This window comes from Paenarthrobacter sp. YJN-5 (assembly GCF_015040095.1).
Taxonomy (GTDB): domain Bacteria; phylum Actinomycetota; class Actinomycetes; order Actinomycetales; family Micrococcaceae; genus Arthrobacter; species Arthrobacter ureafaciens.
Genome location: NZ_CP053544.1, coordinates 221666 through 239010, shown reverse-complemented (window position 1 = coordinate 239010; position 17345 = coordinate 221666). Strand labels below are relative to the sequence as shown.

General features: G+C 61.3%; 14 protein-coding genes. 7 read left to right on the top strand and 7 right to left on the bottom strand.

What is annotated here, in order from left to right; genetic code table 11:
* Nucleotides 1-160: 160 nt before the first annotated feature.
* Complete coding sequence (locus HMI59_RS01110; RefSeq protein WP_193593627.1) at nucleotides 161-550, bottom strand: heavy metal-responsive transcriptional regulator; 390 nt, start codon at nucleotides 548-550, stop codon at nucleotides 161-163.
* Between the two features lie 166 nt (nucleotides 551-716).
* Here HMI59_RS01110 and merA point away from each other — a divergent pair, with 166 nt between their 5' ends.
* Complete coding sequence (gene merA, locus HMI59_RS01105; protein WP_062096303.1) at nucleotides 717-2159, top strand: mercury(II) reductase; 1443 nt, start codon at nucleotides 717-719, stop codon at nucleotides 2157-2159.
* Nucleotides 2160-2174: 15 nt separating this feature from the next.
* Here the strand turns inward: merA and istB are convergent, their stop codons facing one another.
* Both istB and istA read right to left on the bottom strand, forming a co-directional pair.
* Nucleotides 2175-3026 (bottom strand): IS21-like element helper ATPase IstB, encoded by an 852-nt coding sequence (istB, locus tag HMI59_RS01100; protein WP_062096301.1) that lies wholly within the window; start codon nucleotides 3024-3026, stop codon nucleotides 2175-2177.
* Nucleotides 3023-4699 (bottom strand): IS21 family transposase, encoded by a 1677-nt coding sequence (gene istA / locus HMI59_RS01095; protein ID WP_062096294.1) that lies wholly within the window; start codon nucleotides 4697-4699, stop codon nucleotides 3023-3025. Before istA ends, istB begins: the two co-directional genes overlap by 4 nt.
* Before the next feature lie 185 nt (nucleotides 4700-4884).
* On the opposite strand from istA, the gene HMI59_RS01090 reads away from it, so the two are divergent.
* The 3 genes from HMI59_RS01090 to HMI59_RS01080 are packed head-to-tail and all read left to right on the top strand — an operon-like array spanning nucleotide 4885 to nucleotide 9211.
* On the top strand, nucleotides 4885-5286 hold the full coding sequence (locus tag HMI59_RS01090; RefSeq protein ID WP_193592532.1) for a hypothetical protein: 402 nt from the start codon (nucleotides 4885-4887) through the stop codon (nucleotides 5284-5286).
* The gene (locus HMI59_RS01085; protein ID WP_193592531.1) at nucleotides 5274-8309 is read left to right on the top strand and encodes an AAA family ATPase; all 3036 of its coding nucleotides are present in this window, start codon (nucleotides 5274-5276) and stop codon (nucleotides 8307-8309) included. The genes HMI59_RS01090 and HMI59_RS01085 overlap by 13 nt, the downstream gene beginning before the upstream one ends.
* Complete coding sequence (locus HMI59_RS01080; RefSeq protein ID WP_193592530.1) at nucleotides 8306-9211, top strand: hypothetical protein; 906 nt, start codon at nucleotides 8306-8308, stop codon at nucleotides 9209-9211. Before HMI59_RS01085 ends, HMI59_RS01080 begins: the two co-directional genes overlap by 4 nt.
* 185 nt (nucleotides 9212-9396) lie before the next feature.
* Here HMI59_RS01080 and HMI59_RS01075 read toward each other — a convergent pair whose 3' ends face one another.
* Nucleotides 9397-10653, bottom strand: a complete 1257-nt coding sequence (locus tag HMI59_RS01075; RefSeq protein ID WP_227471657.1) for an IS256 family transposase — start codon at nucleotides 10651-10653, stop codon at nucleotides 9397-9399.
* 259 nt (nucleotides 10654-10912) lie between these two features.
* On the opposite strand from HMI59_RS01075, the gene HMI59_RS01070 reads away from it, so the two are divergent.
* Nucleotides 10913-11416 carry a tyrosine-type recombinase/integrase gene (locus HMI59_RS01070; protein WP_227471492.1) on the top strand — a complete coding sequence of 168 codons (504 nt, stop codon included), beginning with the start codon at nucleotides 10913-10915 and terminating at the stop codon, nucleotides 11414-11416.
* Nucleotides 11409-11762 carry a helix-turn-helix transcriptional regulator gene (locus tag HMI59_RS01065; protein WP_193592528.1) on the top strand — a complete coding sequence of 118 codons (354 nt, stop codon included), beginning with the start codon at nucleotides 11409-11411 and terminating at the stop codon, nucleotides 11760-11762. The genes HMI59_RS01070 and HMI59_RS01065 overlap by 8 nt, the downstream gene beginning before the upstream one ends.
* 514 nt (nucleotides 11763-12276) lie before the next feature.
* Here the strand turns inward: HMI59_RS01065 and HMI59_RS01060 are convergent.
* The 3 genes from HMI59_RS01060 to HMI59_RS01050 form a co-directional block, all read right to left on the bottom strand.
* The gene (locus HMI59_RS01060) at nucleotides 12277-12891 is read right to left on the bottom strand and encodes an NADPH-dependent FMN reductase (protein WP_016359423.1); all 615 of its coding nucleotides are present in this window, start codon (nucleotides 12889-12891) and stop codon (nucleotides 12277-12279) included.
* Between the two features lie 381 nt (nucleotides 12892-13272).
* On the bottom strand, nucleotides 13273-13617 hold the full coding sequence (locus tag HMI59_RS01055) for a cupin domain-containing protein (protein WP_082038920.1): 345 nt from the start codon (nucleotides 13615-13617) through the stop codon (nucleotides 13273-13275).
* Complete coding sequence (locus HMI59_RS01050; protein ID WP_071416795.1) at nucleotides 13614-14879, bottom strand: NAD(P)/FAD-dependent oxidoreductase; 1266 nt, start codon at nucleotides 14877-14879, stop codon at nucleotides 13614-13616. Before HMI59_RS01050 ends, HMI59_RS01055 begins: the two co-directional genes overlap by 4 nt.
* Nucleotides 14880-15805: 926 nt before the next feature.
* Here HMI59_RS01050 and HMI59_RS01045 point away from each other — a divergent pair.
* On the top strand, nucleotides 15806-17311 hold the full coding sequence (locus HMI59_RS01045; protein ID WP_017200533.1) for an NAD-dependent succinate-semialdehyde dehydrogenase: 1506 nt from the start codon (nucleotides 15806-15808) through the stop codon (nucleotides 17309-17311).
* Nucleotides 17312-17345: the final 34 nt, after the last annotated feature.

The window sequence follows — 17345 nt, the reverse complement described above, 5'->3', positions numbered from 1 at the left end:
AACGTGATCGGAGCCCACTAGGACGGCCCGAACGGTACCCACCAGCCGGACAGTGCGGAGGCGCTTTGGTCTGCTTTTTGGCGCTGTGAAACCGCTGCCACGGGTCGGGACGAAGTCCAAGGTCTGGAGGCTGGGAGCTGGCGTCCGGTGGAGGCGGGCGTCAGAGGTAGCTGCAGATGCGTCCGGGATCGCAGCTTGCGTCGGTCCCGGCAGCGGCGTTGGCGTGGAGGCCGGCGACGACGGATCGCAAGGCAATCAGTTCGGCAATCTGGTGGTCGAGGTCTGCCAGCTGGTTGGAGAGCAGGTCCTGGACGTGGGCGCAGGGGGCTTCTCCGGCGTCACGGAGGCCAAGAATTTCACGTATCTTCGTCAGGGCGAGGCCTGCGGCCCGTCCGCGGCGGATGAACTCGAGCCTGGCCACGGAGTCTTCGGTGTAGTCCCGGTAGCCGTTACAGGATCTCTTCGCTGCCGGGAGAAGCCCGCTGTCCTCGTAGAAACGCAGCGTCTTCGTCGTCATCCCTGCCGCTGCCGCGGCCTCACCGATACGCATCATGAACCCATTTCTTAGCAGGCCACCAGGACGGCGATTCCTTGACATTCCAGTCTAGGGGAAGGTTGAGAATGAGATGCAGAGCAGGTCTTCGGCTGAAGGCCCGCAACGGCTGAGCAGCAGTTGTGCTGGCGGCTGCTCCCCCTCGCATCTTTAGGAGTCCCTCATGTCGGCAACACCTTTCGATTATGACCTGGCCATCATCGGTTCCGGCGGGGGTGCTTTCGCTGCTGCCATACGCGCAACTAATCGCGGCAAGCGGGTGTTGATGGTTGAGCGCAGCACTGTGGGCGGCACGTGCGTGAACACGGGCTGCATCCCGTCCAAGGCCCTGCTGGCCGCCGCGGAAGCCCGCCATGTCGCCGTGGACGCTTCCGGGCGGTTCCCCGGCATCAGCAACTCCTCGGCGCCGGTGGATATGCCCGAACTGGTCGCCGGGAAGCGCTCCCTAGTCGAGGCCATGCGGTCAGAGAAGTATGTGGACCTCGCCGCGGATTACGGATGGAAGCTGCAGCAGGGGACGGCGGCGTTCGCCGGAACCGCGGCCGTCCCGGTTTTGAACATCACTTTCCCGGGCGGGACCACTGAGACGGTGAGCGCCGAACATTACCTGGTGGCAACCGGCTCCACCCCCTGGATTCCTGAAGTGCCGGGAATGGACCAGGTGGACTATCTGACGTCCACGAGTGCGATGGAGCTGCAGGAAGTTCCCTCTTCGATGCTGGTCTTGGGCGGAGGGTATGTGGCCCTGGAGCAGGCGCAGCTGTTCGCCCGGCTCGGAACGAAGGTGACCATGCTGGTCCGCTCCAGGCTCGCCTCGGCCGAAGAGCCTGAAGCCGGGCATGCCCTCACGGGTGTTTTCGCCGACGAGGGTATCCGGGTCCTCCGCCGGGCGACAGTGTCCTCGGTCCGGACCGATCAGTCGTCTGGGGATGTGGTCGTGGACGCTTCCGTCTCAGGAGGACAGGAGGAGTTCAGGGCCGCGCGCTTGCTCCTGGCAACAGGCCGACGCCCGGTCACGGAGGATTTGAACCTTTGTATGGTCGGTGTCGAAACCGGGGACCGCGGGGAAGTCTTGGTCGACGGCAGCCTTCGCAGTACTAATCCGAGGATTTGGGCCGCGGGCGACGTGACAGGGCACCGGGAGTTCGTCTATGTCGCCGCCGCGCACGGGGCCCTGGTGGTGGATAACGCTTTCGAAGGTGCCGGGCGCGAGGTCGACTACCGGCACCTGCCCCGGGTTACGTTCACGAGCCCCGCCCTGGCGGCGGTAGGGATGACGGACAAGGAAGCGAACCAGGCAGGGATCCGGTGCATGTGCCGGGTTCTGCCGCTCAAATTTGTCCCCAGGGCGCTGGTGAACCGTGACACCCACGGCTTCATCAAGATCGTTGCCGACGCGGACACGGGCCGGATCGTCGGGATCACTGCCGTGGGAAAGGAAGCCGGGGACCTCGCAGCGGCCGGGGTCTATATTCTGGAGGCCGGGATGACCGTTGATCAGGTCGCGAACCTCTGGAGCCCGTATCTGACCATGGCCGAAGGCATCAAGATAGCAGCCCAGTCCTTCACTACTGACGTCTCAAAACTGTCCTGCTGCGCGGCATGACATGGCAACGACAACCTATGTGTTCGTGGGGCGGCCGGATGCTGCTACGTCAGAGTGCGCGTTCCTCGTCAGGCTGTGGGCGAGGCGGTAGGAGTCCGTGCCGGTTTCGATGATGGTGCCGTTGAAGGTCAACCGGTCAACGATCGCGGCGCAGAGACGCGGGTCTGTGAATGTCTTGGTCCAGCCGGAGAACGACTCGTTGCTGGCGATAGCGATGGAGTTCTTCTCTTCGCGTTCAGTCAGGACCTGGAAGAGGAGTTCGGCTCCTCTGCGGTCCAGCTCCATATAGCCGAGCTCGTCAATGCACAGCAGGTCGACCCGGCCGTATCTGGCGATGGTCTTGGCGAGAACTTTCTCGTCGGCGGCTTCGACGAGTTCGTTCACGAGCCGGGTGGCCAGCGTGTATTTGACCCGGTATCCCTTCTCAGCTGCAGCGGTGCCCAGCCCGATCAGCAGGTGGGATTTGCCTGTTCCGGAGTCCCCGATCAGGCATAGCGGTGCGCCTTTGCGGATCCAGTCGCCGGTAGCGAGGGTATGGATGGTAGCGGGGTTGATGTTCGGGTTCGCGTCGAAGTCGAAATCACCGAGCCATTTGTCCCGTGGAAAGTTCGCGGCTTTGACGCGTCGGATTGAGGAGCGACGGTCGCGGTCATCGCACTCGGCCAGCAACAGCTCGGCCAGGAAGCCTTGGTAGGAGAGTTGTTCTTTCCCCGCCACGCCCAGAGCTTCGTCCAGGACCGCCCGGATGGTGGGCAGGCGCAGCCGGCGGCATGCTTGGTCCACGGCCGCGACCGCGGCCTGCTCAGTCAGGCCGCGGCGCCGTCGCAGGGTTGGGGTGATGGTGGTGGCCGGTGCGGTGGGGCTCATGAGATGTTCTCCTTCGACGTGGTTCCTGCGGAGTGTTCGGTGCGTTTGGCCAGCAGCTCGTCGTAGGCGCTGATTGTCGGGAGCGGTCGCTTGTCTGGAGGGAGCCCGGCGATGACAGCGGCCGGGTCCATCAGCCGACGCTGGGTCAGGCTGACAACTCGTTGCACTTTCGCTTCAGCATGAGCACCGCGATGACGGTCAGGACGGGACCCACCAGCGGGGATGCTGGAGGCGTGTCTACGGGCTTCCACCGCTACGACGTCGGCGCTGACAGCACCTACTTCAAGGGCTGCGGTGATCCCTGCCTCGATGTCTTCGGCTTCCATCGAGCGGTGCAGCAGCAGGACGTCAATCAGTTCACGGGTCCCCTCGGCATCGCCGTTGACCCTGCGCGAGGCAGACCAGAAGGCTTCATGGGCGCTGGTGAAAGCACCTGACTCCCGCGCCCTGGCCAAAGCTGTGGAACCAGGCAAAGCGCCGGGCTTGGTCTTGAGGACCTCCAGATAATGGTCCAACTGGACCGACTGCCCGCCCTTGGCAATAATCCGCTGGTGCCGGGCCGCCACCGCGCGGCCGTCGAACACCACAACTTCGGACGCCCGCAAGGAGACCCGGACCCGCCGGCCAATGAACCGTGCCGGCACCGAGTACTTCACCATCCGCACGGTAATCATCGAGGACCGGTCCACCCTCGGGTTCAGCACCAGACCGGGATCGAACTCGTCCGCCGGCAACGGTGCCAGGAGCGGGGCCTCCGCGGCGAAGTCCTGGCCGATGGTGCGGATCCTGCCATCGATTCGCCGCTGATCGTCTTGGACCTCCCGGCTCCGGATCCGGTCGTTGAGGTCCTCAAGGGACCTCGTCACGGGCATCGGCGTAAGCCGGTTGCGGCGGAACCAGCCCACCTCGCCCTCTACCCCGCCTTTCTCGTGAGCGCCGGCAATACCTGGCTGGCAATAAAAGGCATCAAATCCATAGAACGAACGGAACAGCACCCACCGATCGTTCTCCAGGCGGTTCCGTCCCTGCCCGAACACCACGGACCTGACAGCACTGGTGAGGTTGTCATAACGGATGTGTTTGACCGGCACGCCGCCGATCTCGTTGAACGCCTCGATATGGCCTTCGAGAAATGCTTCTTGGGCCTGGGTGGGGTAAATCCGGTGGATGGCCTTGCCAGAGTGGGACAGCCGGAAGATGAACATGTGGCATTTCGTCTTTACCCCGTCCAGCACGATCCAGACTTCGCCGAAGTCCACTTCAGCTTCCGCGCCCGGGGCGTGTTCCTGGGGAACAAATACCTCAACCCGACGGCCGGCCTCCACGTCGATCTGCGCCCGGCGGACCCGAACGTAGTCACGCACCGTCGAATACGACAACTCCTCCGCGCCGTGCTCTTCGATGAGCCGGGCAAGAATCCTCCGGGCAGTGTGACGCTGCTTCCGCGGCGCCGTCGTGTCTTCGACGAGCATGGCATCGATCGCGGATCTAAAAGGATCAAGCCGCGGCGAGGATCGTTGAGGAGTTTTGCGCTCCGGCGGGACCGGGGAACTTAACGCCTTACGCACGGTTTTCCGCGCCACCTGGTGCCTGCGGGCAAGCTCCCGGATTGATGCCCCCTCCACCCGGGCATCCCTCCGAATCTGCGCGAACAACTCCACTCTTGACCCCATCCCGGCCCTCCCGTCGTTGATCCAACACTGGATGGATCAACGCTCACAGGTGGGTACCATTCAAGCCGTCATTAGGTTCGGCATGTCCAGCTGGTGGGTACCGTTCGGGCCGTCCTAGTGGGCTCCGATCAGACTGACATACTCATGAGCCGGACTTCTTCGCTGTTCTTCGTAACGGGGATCAAGTGGTCTACGACGTCAAGCCGGCCAAGCGGATGACCATGGCGGTCCGTGATCAGTTCGAGGAAACGGCACGTGTGTGCGAGATGACCGGGTGGCGTCACGTGGTCCTCCACGAGCCTGCCCCGACCGTGGCCGCCAATCTTGCCTTCCTGCGGAATGCCCGACATTCGCGCTCTCATCCCGGTTCTGAATTGTCAGAGCAGATCGGCAATGTCTTCTCAGGAGGACGGGCCCTTGGCGAGGGCCGTGAGATGGTGAACCGACGGTTTCCGGCATTGGTGATGCCCTTCATAAAGCACTTGATCTGGCACCGGCGGCTCTCGGTTGATCCGACCGAGCGTCTGGATTTCGACACCATCGCGACGACAGTTCCGCAACCCAGGGAGAATCAATGCTGCGGCTGAACCTGGGTGACCTGGTGACGTGGCAGGACGAGGAATACGTCGTCATCGCGGCCCGCCCGCAGTCGGCGATGCTGCGCCGCCTGGCCGATAACGACACCGTGTGGGTGGACGTGGCGTCCCTTGCCGACGAAATCACCATGACGTCACTCGTTGAGGACGTGGCGGTTCTTCCATTGACCGCCACGGTCAGCGATCTGGAATCCGCCCGTTGGTGGGTTGAACACCTTAACGAGGTCACGTTCGGTGTCCCGGACCCCGATGCGCCGGGGGCAGTCCCCCGTCCTGGCTATGGACCTGGCACTTCCAAACAAGCTCGCGAAGCCCTGAAGGTCAGTGAGCTGTCGGCCGCCGGCTATCAGGCATCCGTGCGTAGTCTTCAGCGCAAAAAGCAGCAATATGAGAGGCATGGAGTCCACGGACTCATCGACCGCCGGACCCTCAGCGGGGGCAATGGGACTCCTCGGGTTGAGGACCGGGTTCTGGAAGCAGTCCTTGCGGTGCTCGCGGCAACCAGGAACGACTCGACTGTCTCGGTGACCACGCTGATCGAGAAGACCCGGGTCCACCTCGCTCAGCGCTACCGCGGCGAGGACGTCGTACTCCCGTCCGACCGGACGATGCGGCGGGTCTTCGCAGCCTACGACCGCCGGGGCTTGGCCACGGGCAAGGCAACCACGCGTCGTAGTGAATCAAACCGGCATGACCGGGGCCCCAGGCCTGTCTCGGCGACGACTCCGGGACAGTACGTTGAGATTGATTCCACCCCAATCAATGTCATGGCGCTGCTCTCCGACGGCACCCCAGGCAGGGTGCACCTGACGGTGGCGGTGGATGTGGCCACCAGATCGATCTTGGCCTTCGACATCGTTCCTGCCGCTGCGTCCGGAGTTGAGCACGCAGACCTTCTTGCACGGATGCTCCGTCCGCGGGCCTGCAGGGCCGGTGCACCCGAAGACATGCGCTTGGACCGGGCCCGGGACCTCCCCTCGACCGCCATGGCTGCGGCCGATGAACGCCAGATCGGCGCCGTTGCGGTGCCCTATATAGTCCCGGAGACGATCACAACCGACCGCGGCAAGGACTACCTGTCCGAGACTTTCATCTCGGCGTGCCGCCATTTCGGGATCAGCGTCATCCCCTCCCCGCCGCACTCCCCCACCTATAAAGACCACATCGAACGGCTGATGGGCACAATTGAGACTTCCTGGATGCAAAAACTTCCCGGTTATGTGGGCAACAGCGTCTCCAACCGGGGCCGTGTGATCGACCATGCCGGTCTGCTGACGGTCCGTGAACTGCGCGAGTGTTTCGAAGAGTGGTGGGTGCGCGTCTACCAGAGAACCCCACACAGTGAGCTGCGGGACCGGGACCTCCCGGCCCGCCGCTACAGTCCCAACCAGATGTACTCCGCGCTCTTTGACGCCGGAGCCGGCATACCGGTGCCCATTGACCAAGCTACCTTCATCAGCCTCATGCGGCCTTATCCCCGCACCATCCAGAATGACGGCATCCACATCGATAACCTCACCTACTGGAACGACGAATTGGTGGGTCTTCGCAAACTCGTCCCTCCGACCAAGGACGGGAAGTGGGTCATACGCAAAGACCCCTACGATCCGGACCGCGTCTGGGTTCAACACCCGGAGAACGGTGAATGGCTGGAGTGCGTTTCCGAGTCCTACCGGCGCGACGTCTACCCTTTCGCCTCTGCACTGCGGCTTCTGCGGAACGCGCCCCCGGCCGAGGCCGCCCTGGCAGGCGAATGGTCGGCTGAACGTCTTGCCCGCACGGCTGACGCGGCTCGGGCAGGACGCAGGAAGAAAACGAAGAAGGCCGAGAAAGCCCGTGCGGTCCTGGCCCGCCGGACGGCAGACGCTGAACCGCGCCCGGCCCGGATCAGTGCCCCCGAACCGGCCACTCCCGAGGCCTCCGAGCACGTCGGTGACGACTTCGCTGTTGTCCGCGCCACCGACAGGTTTGGAATGACTGAACCCTCCACTGCCCAGATCACCCCGGCAATCAAGAACACCCTGATCGGCATGCGACGCCAAATCGACCGCGTCGTCACAGAACCCGCCAACCTCACCCGGTCCATGTATGAAGCGCTCACAACCACCCAGCAGCTTGCCTACGATGAGCGCCGGGTGCGCTGGTTCGGTTCGGGATTCACACTTCGCAGCGAGGCAACGACCGAACTGCTGCGCAGCGTCCGAGGCTATCTGGCCATGCGCGAAATGGACGCCGTCGGCAGCCAGGGAGTATGCGTCCTCACCGGGCCAGCCAACGTTGGCAAGTCCACCACCTTGCTGCAACTGGCCAAGGAAGTCGAGGCCCGCACCGAACGCCGCCACCCAGGCTTCCGCGACGACGGACGCGTCCCCGTGGTCTCCATCGAGATGCTGCCCGGCGCCACTCCCAAAGGGGTTGCGACCTCCATCCTGGACTTCTTTGGCGTGCCCCACCGCCAGCGCGACGCCCACCAAGTCCTGGTCCGGCAGGCCGCCGAAGTCATGGCCCTGCGCAGGTCCTCGCTGCTCATTGTCGACGAATTCCACGCAGTCCAACTCGATGGCCGTAGAGGCGACGACGCCATCAACACAGTCAAAGCCATCATCAACGACACCGGCGTCGTGACCGTTCTGGCAGGCATCGACCTCGACCTAAAACTGGGCAGCCGCGCCGCTGAACAACTCATGGCCCGCGGCGAAACCCACCGGCACGCACCTTTCGACTACGCCTCCGAAGCCTCCCGTCAATCATGGACTCGACTCGTAGACGCCTTTGCTAAGCAGATGTGCCTCATCGACGGTCCTCCGGATCTCAGCCCCTACGCCGACGCGCTCCACTCACTCACGGAAGGCCGCATCGGCGCACTGCGCCGCATTCTCGGATTCGCAATGCTGACGATGCTCGAAGAGAAAACCTCTCCCGCCAATCCTGAAGCACTGCTTGAGGAGCATATGGGAACAGGATCCCGGCGGCTCGTAACCCGGGAAAAACCCAAAACACGGACAGCCGCATGAATCACAGCGGGACAGTTCCCAGGCAATTCCACCCACAGGTCACACGACCCCGGCCCCACCAGTTCGAGACCCCCGATTCCTACCTCGCACGGCTATGCGCGGCCAATCTCATCGACGGCAACTACATTCGGCGACTGACCCGGAACCGTCGACTCTCCTCAGGCCGGCCCGATGAGCTTGCCCATGTCATCAATGAGCTCGGCGGCCCAGACATCGGACACTTCCACCGAGAATACGCCCGCGCCACCGCCCATGCCCCCGCGCAACTCAAGGACGCCTTCCCTGCACGCCAGCAGAACCGAGCCGCATGCTCGCGCTGCACCGGCGGCCAACATGTCGACACATATGACCACCGACGCTTCATGATCTGCCTCAAGCACAACCGCTGGATCGGCCAACGCGCAACCGAACAGCGACAAATCATCGACTACGAGCTGCGCACTGTCGAACGACGGTTCCGCCGCATCACAGGCACCGGCCTCATCCCGCGCGGAACCCACGACAACATCGTCGCCGCCATCGACCGCCACGCCCCAGGGCTCAAGGACCAGCTCTGGCTAGGCCATCGCCTTCACGCCCACACGGACATCGACCACTACCCCGCCCGGGTCCGCATCCTCACAACCATCACTGACTACCTCGCCACACACTGGCCCCTTGAGCGCGAGATCCGCACATGGCACCGCCGTCCCGAACAAGCCCGCCTTTACGCCCACCTTCGCCTACACCTGACATGGCTCGGCACACCCTCCCAGACCTGGAAACTGGTCGACGAACTCGTAGACGTGATAATCGGCGTCATAAACACTCGAACTGCCAGTTTTCTCATCTCGGATGTCTTGACCCAAGGCCAGCGCCAACCCCTCGAACTCTGCAGATCCCATTGCCACCAAGAACTCTGACCGACCCCTAATTCCGGCTTCCCGCCAAGAATCCTGTCAACGAAACTGACCCACCAAGCGCGGCCCATCCCCGGCATGACAGCAAACAACCCTTGTCAATTTCGCCAACTACACTGGCAAGCCACAGTCCATCAACGAATCTGGCGGGGTCTGTCCGATAAACGGTGTGTGGGTTCCGGCGGTTTTCATTGGTTGGTGGTTCTTTCGAACCGTCCGGCGAACGTTATGGCGAACGCGTTGAGCGCGGGTTTCCACCTCATGGTCCAGCGTGCTCTTCCTCCGCCGGTTGGATCAAGGGATCTGGTGACCAGGTACAGGCATTTCAGGGCAGCATTCTCGTTCGGAAAGTGCCCCCTGGCTTTCACGGCCCTGCGGTAGCGGGCGTTGATCGACTCGATCGCGTTCGTCGTGCAGATCACCCTCCGGATCTCGACGTCGTATTCCAAGAACGGCACGAACTCAGCCCAGGAGCACTCCCAAAGCCGCACGATTGCCGGATACCGTTGTCCCCACTCTGCCGTGAATTCAGCGAACCGGTCTTTGGCTGCCTGCTCGGACGGGGCGGTGTAAACGGGTTTGAGAGCTTTGACGATCCCGTCGCGGTGTTGGCGGCCGGCATAGCGGAAACTGTTTCGGATCAGGTGAACGATGCATTGCTGCACGATCGTGCGTTCCCACGTGGTCGTGATCGCTTCCGGCAGGCCTTTGAGTCCGTCGCAGACAGCGATCAACACATCTTCCACGCCACGGTTCTTCAGCTCGGAGAAGACCTGAAGCCAGAACCGGGCACCCTCGCCACCGTCACCGGCCCAGATACCCAGGATGTCCCGTTCCCCGTTCGCGGTTACTCCCATGACGACATAGAACGGGGTATTGCGCACCTGCCCGTCACGGACTTTGACCACGATCGCGTCAACGAAGAGCACCGGATAGACAGGATCCAGCGGCCGGGAGGACCATTCAGTCAGTTCGGCTGCGACTTTCTCCGTGATGCGGCTGATGGTGTCTTTAGAAACTCTGGCGCCGTAGACCTCCTCGAAGTGCGCGGCGATTTCCCCGGTGGTCAGCCCTCGTGCCGAGAGCGAGAGCACGACCTCGTCGATCCCGTCCAAACGCCGTCTACGTTTGGGCACGATCATCGGCTCGAAGGATCCGTCCCGGTCCCGGGGTACCTCGATTTCGACCGGACCGATCTCGGTCAGCACCGTCTTGGATCTCGTGCCGTTGCGTATGTTGCCAGCGACCGGTGTCTGGCCATGTTCATGGCCGAGGTGCTCGGTCAGTTCCGCTTCCAGCGCCGTCTCCAGCACGTTTTTCGTGAGCTGGTTCAGCAGCCCGCCGGGGCCAACCAGGCTCACGCCCTGTTCCCTGGCCTGCGCGAGCAACCGCTCCGCAAGCTCCTTCTGATCGATGATCTCTCCCGTCACAGGATCGATCATCATCCCTGCCATCCCAGTCGTGGATTCAGACACGGCCGTCTCCTTCGGATCAGGCCAGACCCCACACACCGTTATTCAGACAGTCCCATCTGGCGTTTCCGCCGGACAAGCAGGCTTTTGTCGAATGCGGACGTGCTGGCGTCCTGGCGTGAACTCGCGCTTGGGTCCTTGCGACTGTCGGTTTCATGCATCTAATGCATGTTTCCATGGTTTAAGGGTCGTTGTGAGTGGTGTCGTTCCGGGTTTTGTCCCGCGGAGGCTGGTGGATCCGGACATTGGGCTGTTCCGTGCTGATGAACGGGTTTTTACGGCCATGCTGGATGGCTGGCGGGCGCAGATGCTTGCCCGTGGCCTCACGACGGACACCATCAAGCAGCGTTGCCAGCTGCTGGAGCGTTTTCAGCGGTTCACGGGTGAATTTCCGTGGCAATGGCGCCCCGCGGACATCGATGATTTCCTGGCCTCGGCACTTTGGCCCAGTGAGCGTGGCGCCCGGATGTCCCTGGGCTCGTTCGGTGATGCGTTCGCTGCCGCGCGGGATGCCGTCGGTCTGCCGCACGAGTTGGGTCTGCATTGCCCGAGGCATTTCTACGTGACGCACCTGGTCGAAGCTGGTTATGACGCGGCCTTCGTGCAGACGCAGGTTGGCCACTCCTATGCGTCGACTACCGGCCTCTATACCTCGGCATCGTCGGACTTCAAGCAGAAAACCGTGCAGCAGATGATTGCACGCCGCATCGCGAACTTGGAGGACCCAGGTGCCTGAACAGCGCCGGATCGGCTACCGCTGGAACCTGCGAGCCCTGATGACAAAGCAGAACCTCTGGAAGACCACCGAACTGATGCCGCTCCTGAAATCCCGTGGCATCAACCTCTCCGAAAGCCAGGTCTACAGGCTGGTCACCTCCACGCCTGAGCGCATTCCGGCAAAGACATTCGCCGCGCTCTGCGACATCCTGGACTGCACACCAAACGACTTGTTTGAGCCTTTCGTTGAGATGCGCGCCGCGGCGACAGCGAACGCCCCGAAGCGCAGTGAAGACCTCGGCATCCAACCAGGAAACCCGATCGCACGACGCGTCCGGCTCGTCGCTCCCGAAGACGGTGAGTAGGCCACGCAAAGCAGAGGACCCCACCCGCTGGCCGGTCCCCTGCGGCCGCTGCGGCCAGCACCACCAAACGGTTGCGCGTTGGCCCGACGGCGGAGTCTGCGGCTACTGCTATCAGCAGGCAAAACGCACCTGCGGGGTCTGCGCCTGCGGCCATGACCGGGCCGCCGCCATCCTCATCCTCGTCTTCGGACAACAAGCTGAAAACATCGCACGTCTAACCTGGGACGACATCAGCGTCACCGGCGGCGTGGACCAACGGCCGACTAACGGTCGTGAGCAGTTTCCTTGCTCCGCAGCTTTTTGCCCTTGCCACGGTGTTTCGCTGAGTTGCTAGCCTTGCCGACATCTGCAGCCGTGAAGGTTAGGGCCATCGCTCGGTGGCAACCCTAGCTATGACTTTTCGCAAATTCTGCAGCCGCGGACCAGACAGACCCATCTACAACCGCAACATCACAGTTACGTCAGTGTGGTGTCCTCGACAGGGACAGTTTGCTGTCGTGGCGCGTTGTCCTTTTTAGCGGGATAGCTTCTCCCTGTCCGGCTCCATATCACCGATGTGTCCGGCGGTGTTGGCTGCTAGGACTCGGGCAACGAAGGCGCTGTACTCGTCCATGTAGTGGCGCAGGAATTTCGCGGTGCGTTCATCCTTGACTTCGCCCCCTTCCCCAAACACGTCCGCGTCGTAGTGAACGTATGCTTCAGGCGAATTCAGCTGGGGTGCGTCTAGGAAGCTAAGGATGCTGCGGAAGGATGACTGCATCACGGCGGTGCCGATACTACCCGGGGAGGTCCCGATGATGCCGGTGGGTTTACGGGCGAACGAATTCGATCCCCAAGGACGAGAGCCCCAGTCGATAGCGTTTTTAAGGGCACCCGGAATGGAACGGTTGTACTCGGGAGACACGAAGAGAATACCGTCCGACGCTTCAATGGCACGCTTGAGCGCCCGGCCTTCCGGCGGGAAATCCGCGTCGTAGTCATAGCTATAAAGCGGGAGATCCCTAATCGGAATTTCGCTGAACTCGAGGTCCTCTGGTGCAAGATTTATCAAAGCTTGCGAGAGAACCCGGTTGATAGAGCCGGTTGCCAAGCTCCCCACGAAATATCCGATCCTGTATTTTGCTGCCAAAGTTTCAATCCTTTCTTTTCCGATTTACGGCGGCCGCAGGCTAACTTGTGCGTTGCTGCCGGTTTATGTGGTCAGCCAGCCGAGCCAGGGAAGAAGATCCTGTACTTCGGGATTGCGATTTTCAACGGGAGTCCTCAATGCCTGAGAAGGAAGGGCAGCCTTGCTAAATTTTTCGACGAACGTGCAGTTACCGAGTGGTGTCCGATCTTGGAGGTGGCGCGCACCATGGTTAGTTGACCGCACATGGCAAAAACCGGGGCGGAACAGGTGGAACGAGTGCTTGTTCACGTCTAGACCTTTTGTAGAGCTATGGATACAGCGACTTTCGCTACGATGAAGGGTAGAAAACTTTTACGGCACAGGTGCTTGTCCCGTTTCAGTTCAAAGGCGAACTATTGCGTAGGACTTAACGAGGGTGCTTTTGATACTCCACCGACCGCTCCAGCCGTTCTCAAGGATTAGGACTGTTCCGGGCTTGAGGGTGATGCGTGAGCCGTCATCATGAATCAGTTCACCTTCTCCTTCTAACACGCTAATAAATTCCTCGTATCCCTGATGGACTGTACTAAATTCACCAGGACTCACCCGCCACAGACCAAGCTCCGTTTTGCCGTCCGTAAAAAGCACGTGGGTACTCGCGGCGGGTGTGCCCTGAATGACTCGTTCGGAAGTAATCGAAACCGGTTTTGGCCAGTGTATGGAAGATGCGTGAAGTACGGTGCTCATGCTTTGCTTCTTTCAGAGTCAGAGTTACCAGACTTAGTTTCAAGGCGCTGCATTACACGTCCGGCGGCTCGCTCGCCGCTGCGTATAGCTCCTTCCATTAGGCCTACAAATTCGGGTTCGCTGTATTCGCCGGCCCAGAAAACATCTCCTACCGGCTTTTCCAAAAGAGCTGTCCCCGCTGCCGTTACGCCTGGGGCATGGGCGGCGTAAGCGCCACCTGCCAGTTGGTCCTCGGACCATACAGTGGTCAGCGCGGCAGCGTCCTGTGGGATGGCGAGATCCGTGCGAAGTGCTCGTGCTTTGGCAACCCATTCCGCTGGGCGCTGTTTAAGGCTGGCACGGGTAATGGCTGATGGTGAGCCCATGAAGGCGTTCAGCACCGGGGCCACGGCCCCGGATTCGTCCGTGGCTGTCCAGGTCCAGTAGCGGCCTTCGACGGACATGACAGCACTTGTGGCGGGCTGGGTTTCCAATGGGAGGTGTAGTTTTGCCGCATGTCCTTGAAGAACGTGCTTTAGGGCTGCGTCACGTGCCTCGGTTGTCGGAAGGTTCAGTTGCGAGTCACGGATTACAGCCAACGGAAGAGCAACAACGACGGTGTCGAAAACGGACGTGTCGGTGTCGGTGGTAACAAGAACACCGCCGTCACTAATGTTTTCAACCGCCCTCACGGTTTCGCCGTAACGAACAGCAGAACCAAGTGCAGCTGCCATCGCGTCGGGCAGCCGCTGATTGCCGCCAGCCACCCGCCAGCTGGGTTTGGGTTCGAACGAGGCGATATGTTGTAAGGATCTCGCCGTGACCTCTGATGCGCTCACAGCCGTAGAGATTTCGATTCGGGCACGAAGGGCGTCGACCAGTTCCGGTTCGTCGGGCAACTTGGCAAGCAACTCTTCGGCGGTCCCCTGAAGGCCACTGCCACTGGCTAATTCCAGTGCTTCCCGTCCGGTACGGATAATGTCATCACAAGTGATTCCAGTCGTGTCGCCGGGTTCCCGAACGTAATAGCTCATGCCAGTGTCAACCAAGCTAAGCCCAAACTGGGAAAGCAGCCGCCGCATGGAGGTGTAGCCATCTAGAACGAATTCTGCACCTCGTTCTATCACATAGCTGCCTTTTGGTGTGTCAAGCGTTTCGGACCACACACGACCACCGGGGCGGTTGCGGGCTTCGAATACCGTGACGTTTTCACCGGCTTCGGCGAGTTTTGTAGCAGCTGCAAGGCCAGCCAAGCCGGCACCAAGAATTCCTATGCGGCCCACACAGCCACCTCCGTTTCGTTTTGTTCAGGGGCGAAGACAGTAGAAGACGCTGTTCCCACCCCAGATTAGGTCGCTAGGAGTGCTAACAAAATCATACGAGTATGATAAATCTCTCCTCGTTTTTGTACTTCTGAATAGTCGTTGCGGTGTCTGCCGGGTGGCGCGTGGCCGAGTGGATTGTTGCCCTAAAAGCCTCGGCGAGGGAAAGTTCCGGATGTGCTTACCCCCAAGCGACAGGCCGCTGGAGACGTCCAGCCTGACCTCGTGGAGGATTTTCCCGGTTTCATAGCCGGGTTCGTTTTCGGACTCAAGTACGGAATTAGTACAGAAATCATCCTCTAGAACTGTTTGGGACCACCGCGGGGCGCTTCATACTGACTGCTTAGACGTGAGACCGTAACCGCCTTTGCGTTCGCTTCGAAGCAACAGAGCACTTTTATGTCTGAAACATAGCGCGGTAGAGACTCGCGCACCGCCTCGGAAGGAGCCACCGGCATGCCACAGCACACGGGCATATTTAGCAAGGTCATCACAGTTGATCACCGCTGCGAGGTGGATGAACGACTCACCGCCGTGGTCACCGAGGCAATGGCGCATGCGTTACGGACGTCAACCCATGGAATTGTTGTCACGCGTCACGACCAAAGAACGTTCAGTGTCCGCCTTTCGCCGGACATATCCCCAGGGACGACAGTGGAGCGCGATCTCTGGAGAAGCAATGTTGGATGTCGACCGAATATCTAATGTTGGACTCCGTGCTCCTAACATAAGAGTCAATTTCGCCGGCACTCATGCGACGCCTACCGTCACAACTTTGTCTCACCATGGTCCGCGTCTTGCGCTTTCCTTAGCGGAAACTTACTCACCCCCAATGTGCCCACCCACCACAATCAGTCGCTTACAAAACAATCTTCTGAGGACTACAAATGACAGTTGAATCGGCTGTGTTCCCCGCCGCTCCCCTAGAGCGCGAGGCCCCTCTGCTCGCGTCTGTGCCCACCGGCTTGCTTGTTGGCGGCCAGTGGCGGGATGCATCAGACGGCGGAACGTTTGATGTGCGTGATCCTGCTACGGGGGAGGTGCTCGCTACTCTAGCTTCGGCCACTAGCGAAGATGCCGTCGCCGCTCTGGAGGCTGCTTGCGCGGCGCAGACCTCGTGGGCGCGGACCGCTCCGCGGGTGCGAGCCGAGATTTTGCGCCGTGCCTTCGACCTGGTAACAGCGCGATCGGAGGACTTCGCGCTTTTGATGACGTTGGAGATGGGCAAGCCATTGGCTGAAGCCCGGGGCGAGGTTGCCTACGGCGCCGAGTTTCTGCGTTGGTTCTCGGAAGAAACTGTTCGGGACTACGGCCGATACCTCACCACCCCCGAAGGTAAGAACAAGATCCTGGTCCAGCACAAACCCGTAGGTCCCTGCCTGCTGATAACGCCGTGGAATTTCCCGTTGGCCATGGCTACTCGCAAGGTTGCTCCCGCGGTCGCCGCTGGTTGCACGATGGTTCTTAAACCAGCAAAGCTGACGCCGCTAACTTCGCAGCTATTTGCCCAAACGATGATGGAGGCCGGCCTTCCTGCAGGAGTTCTCAATGTCGTTTCTTCCTCCTCGGCGTCGGGGATATCCGGGCCACTCCTGAAAGATTCCCGGCTGCGTAAGGTTTCCTTCACAGGGTCCACTCCGGTCGGCAAGCGCCTGATGTCAGACGCTTCCCGACATGTCCTGCGGACTTCCATGGAATTGGGTGGAAATGCTCCGTTCGTCGTGTTCGAAGATGCAGACCTGGACAAAGCTGTAGAAGGGGCAATGGCGGCCAAGATGCGGAACATGGGCGAGGCCTGCACAGCAGCCAACCGGTTCCTCGTTCAAGAATCCGTGGCGCAGGAATTCACCCGGAAGTTCGCAGCCGCGATGGGTGCCCTCTCCACCGGCCGAGGTACGGACCCTGCCAGTCAGGTCGGCCCGCTGATCAATAACGGTGCTCGCGACGACATCCATGCCCTAGTCACTGCTGCGGTGGACGCCGGCGCTGTCGCTGTCACCGGCGGGGCCCCCGTGGACGGACCAGGCTACTTCTATCAGCCCACCGTCCTCGCCGACGTTCCCAACAATGCGGCGATCCTCGGCCAGGAAATCTTCGGACCCGTCGCTCCTGTCACCACCTTCACTACTGAACAGGACGCAATCAAACTGGCTAACGCCTCGGAATACGGGCTCGCGGCCTACCTTTACAGCCGCGACCTTAACCGGCTCCTGCGGGTGGCGGAGCAGATCGAGTTTGGCATGGTTGGCTTCAACGCGGGCATCATCTCCAACGCCGCCGCCCCCTTTGGTGGCGTTAAACAATCAGGGCTAGGCCGCGAAGGCGGGTCCGAAGGTATCGCCGAATACACCACCACCCAATACATCGGCATCGCCGATCCCTACGAGAACTGAACGACTGGTAGGGGCTTACATGCCGTCTGAACCA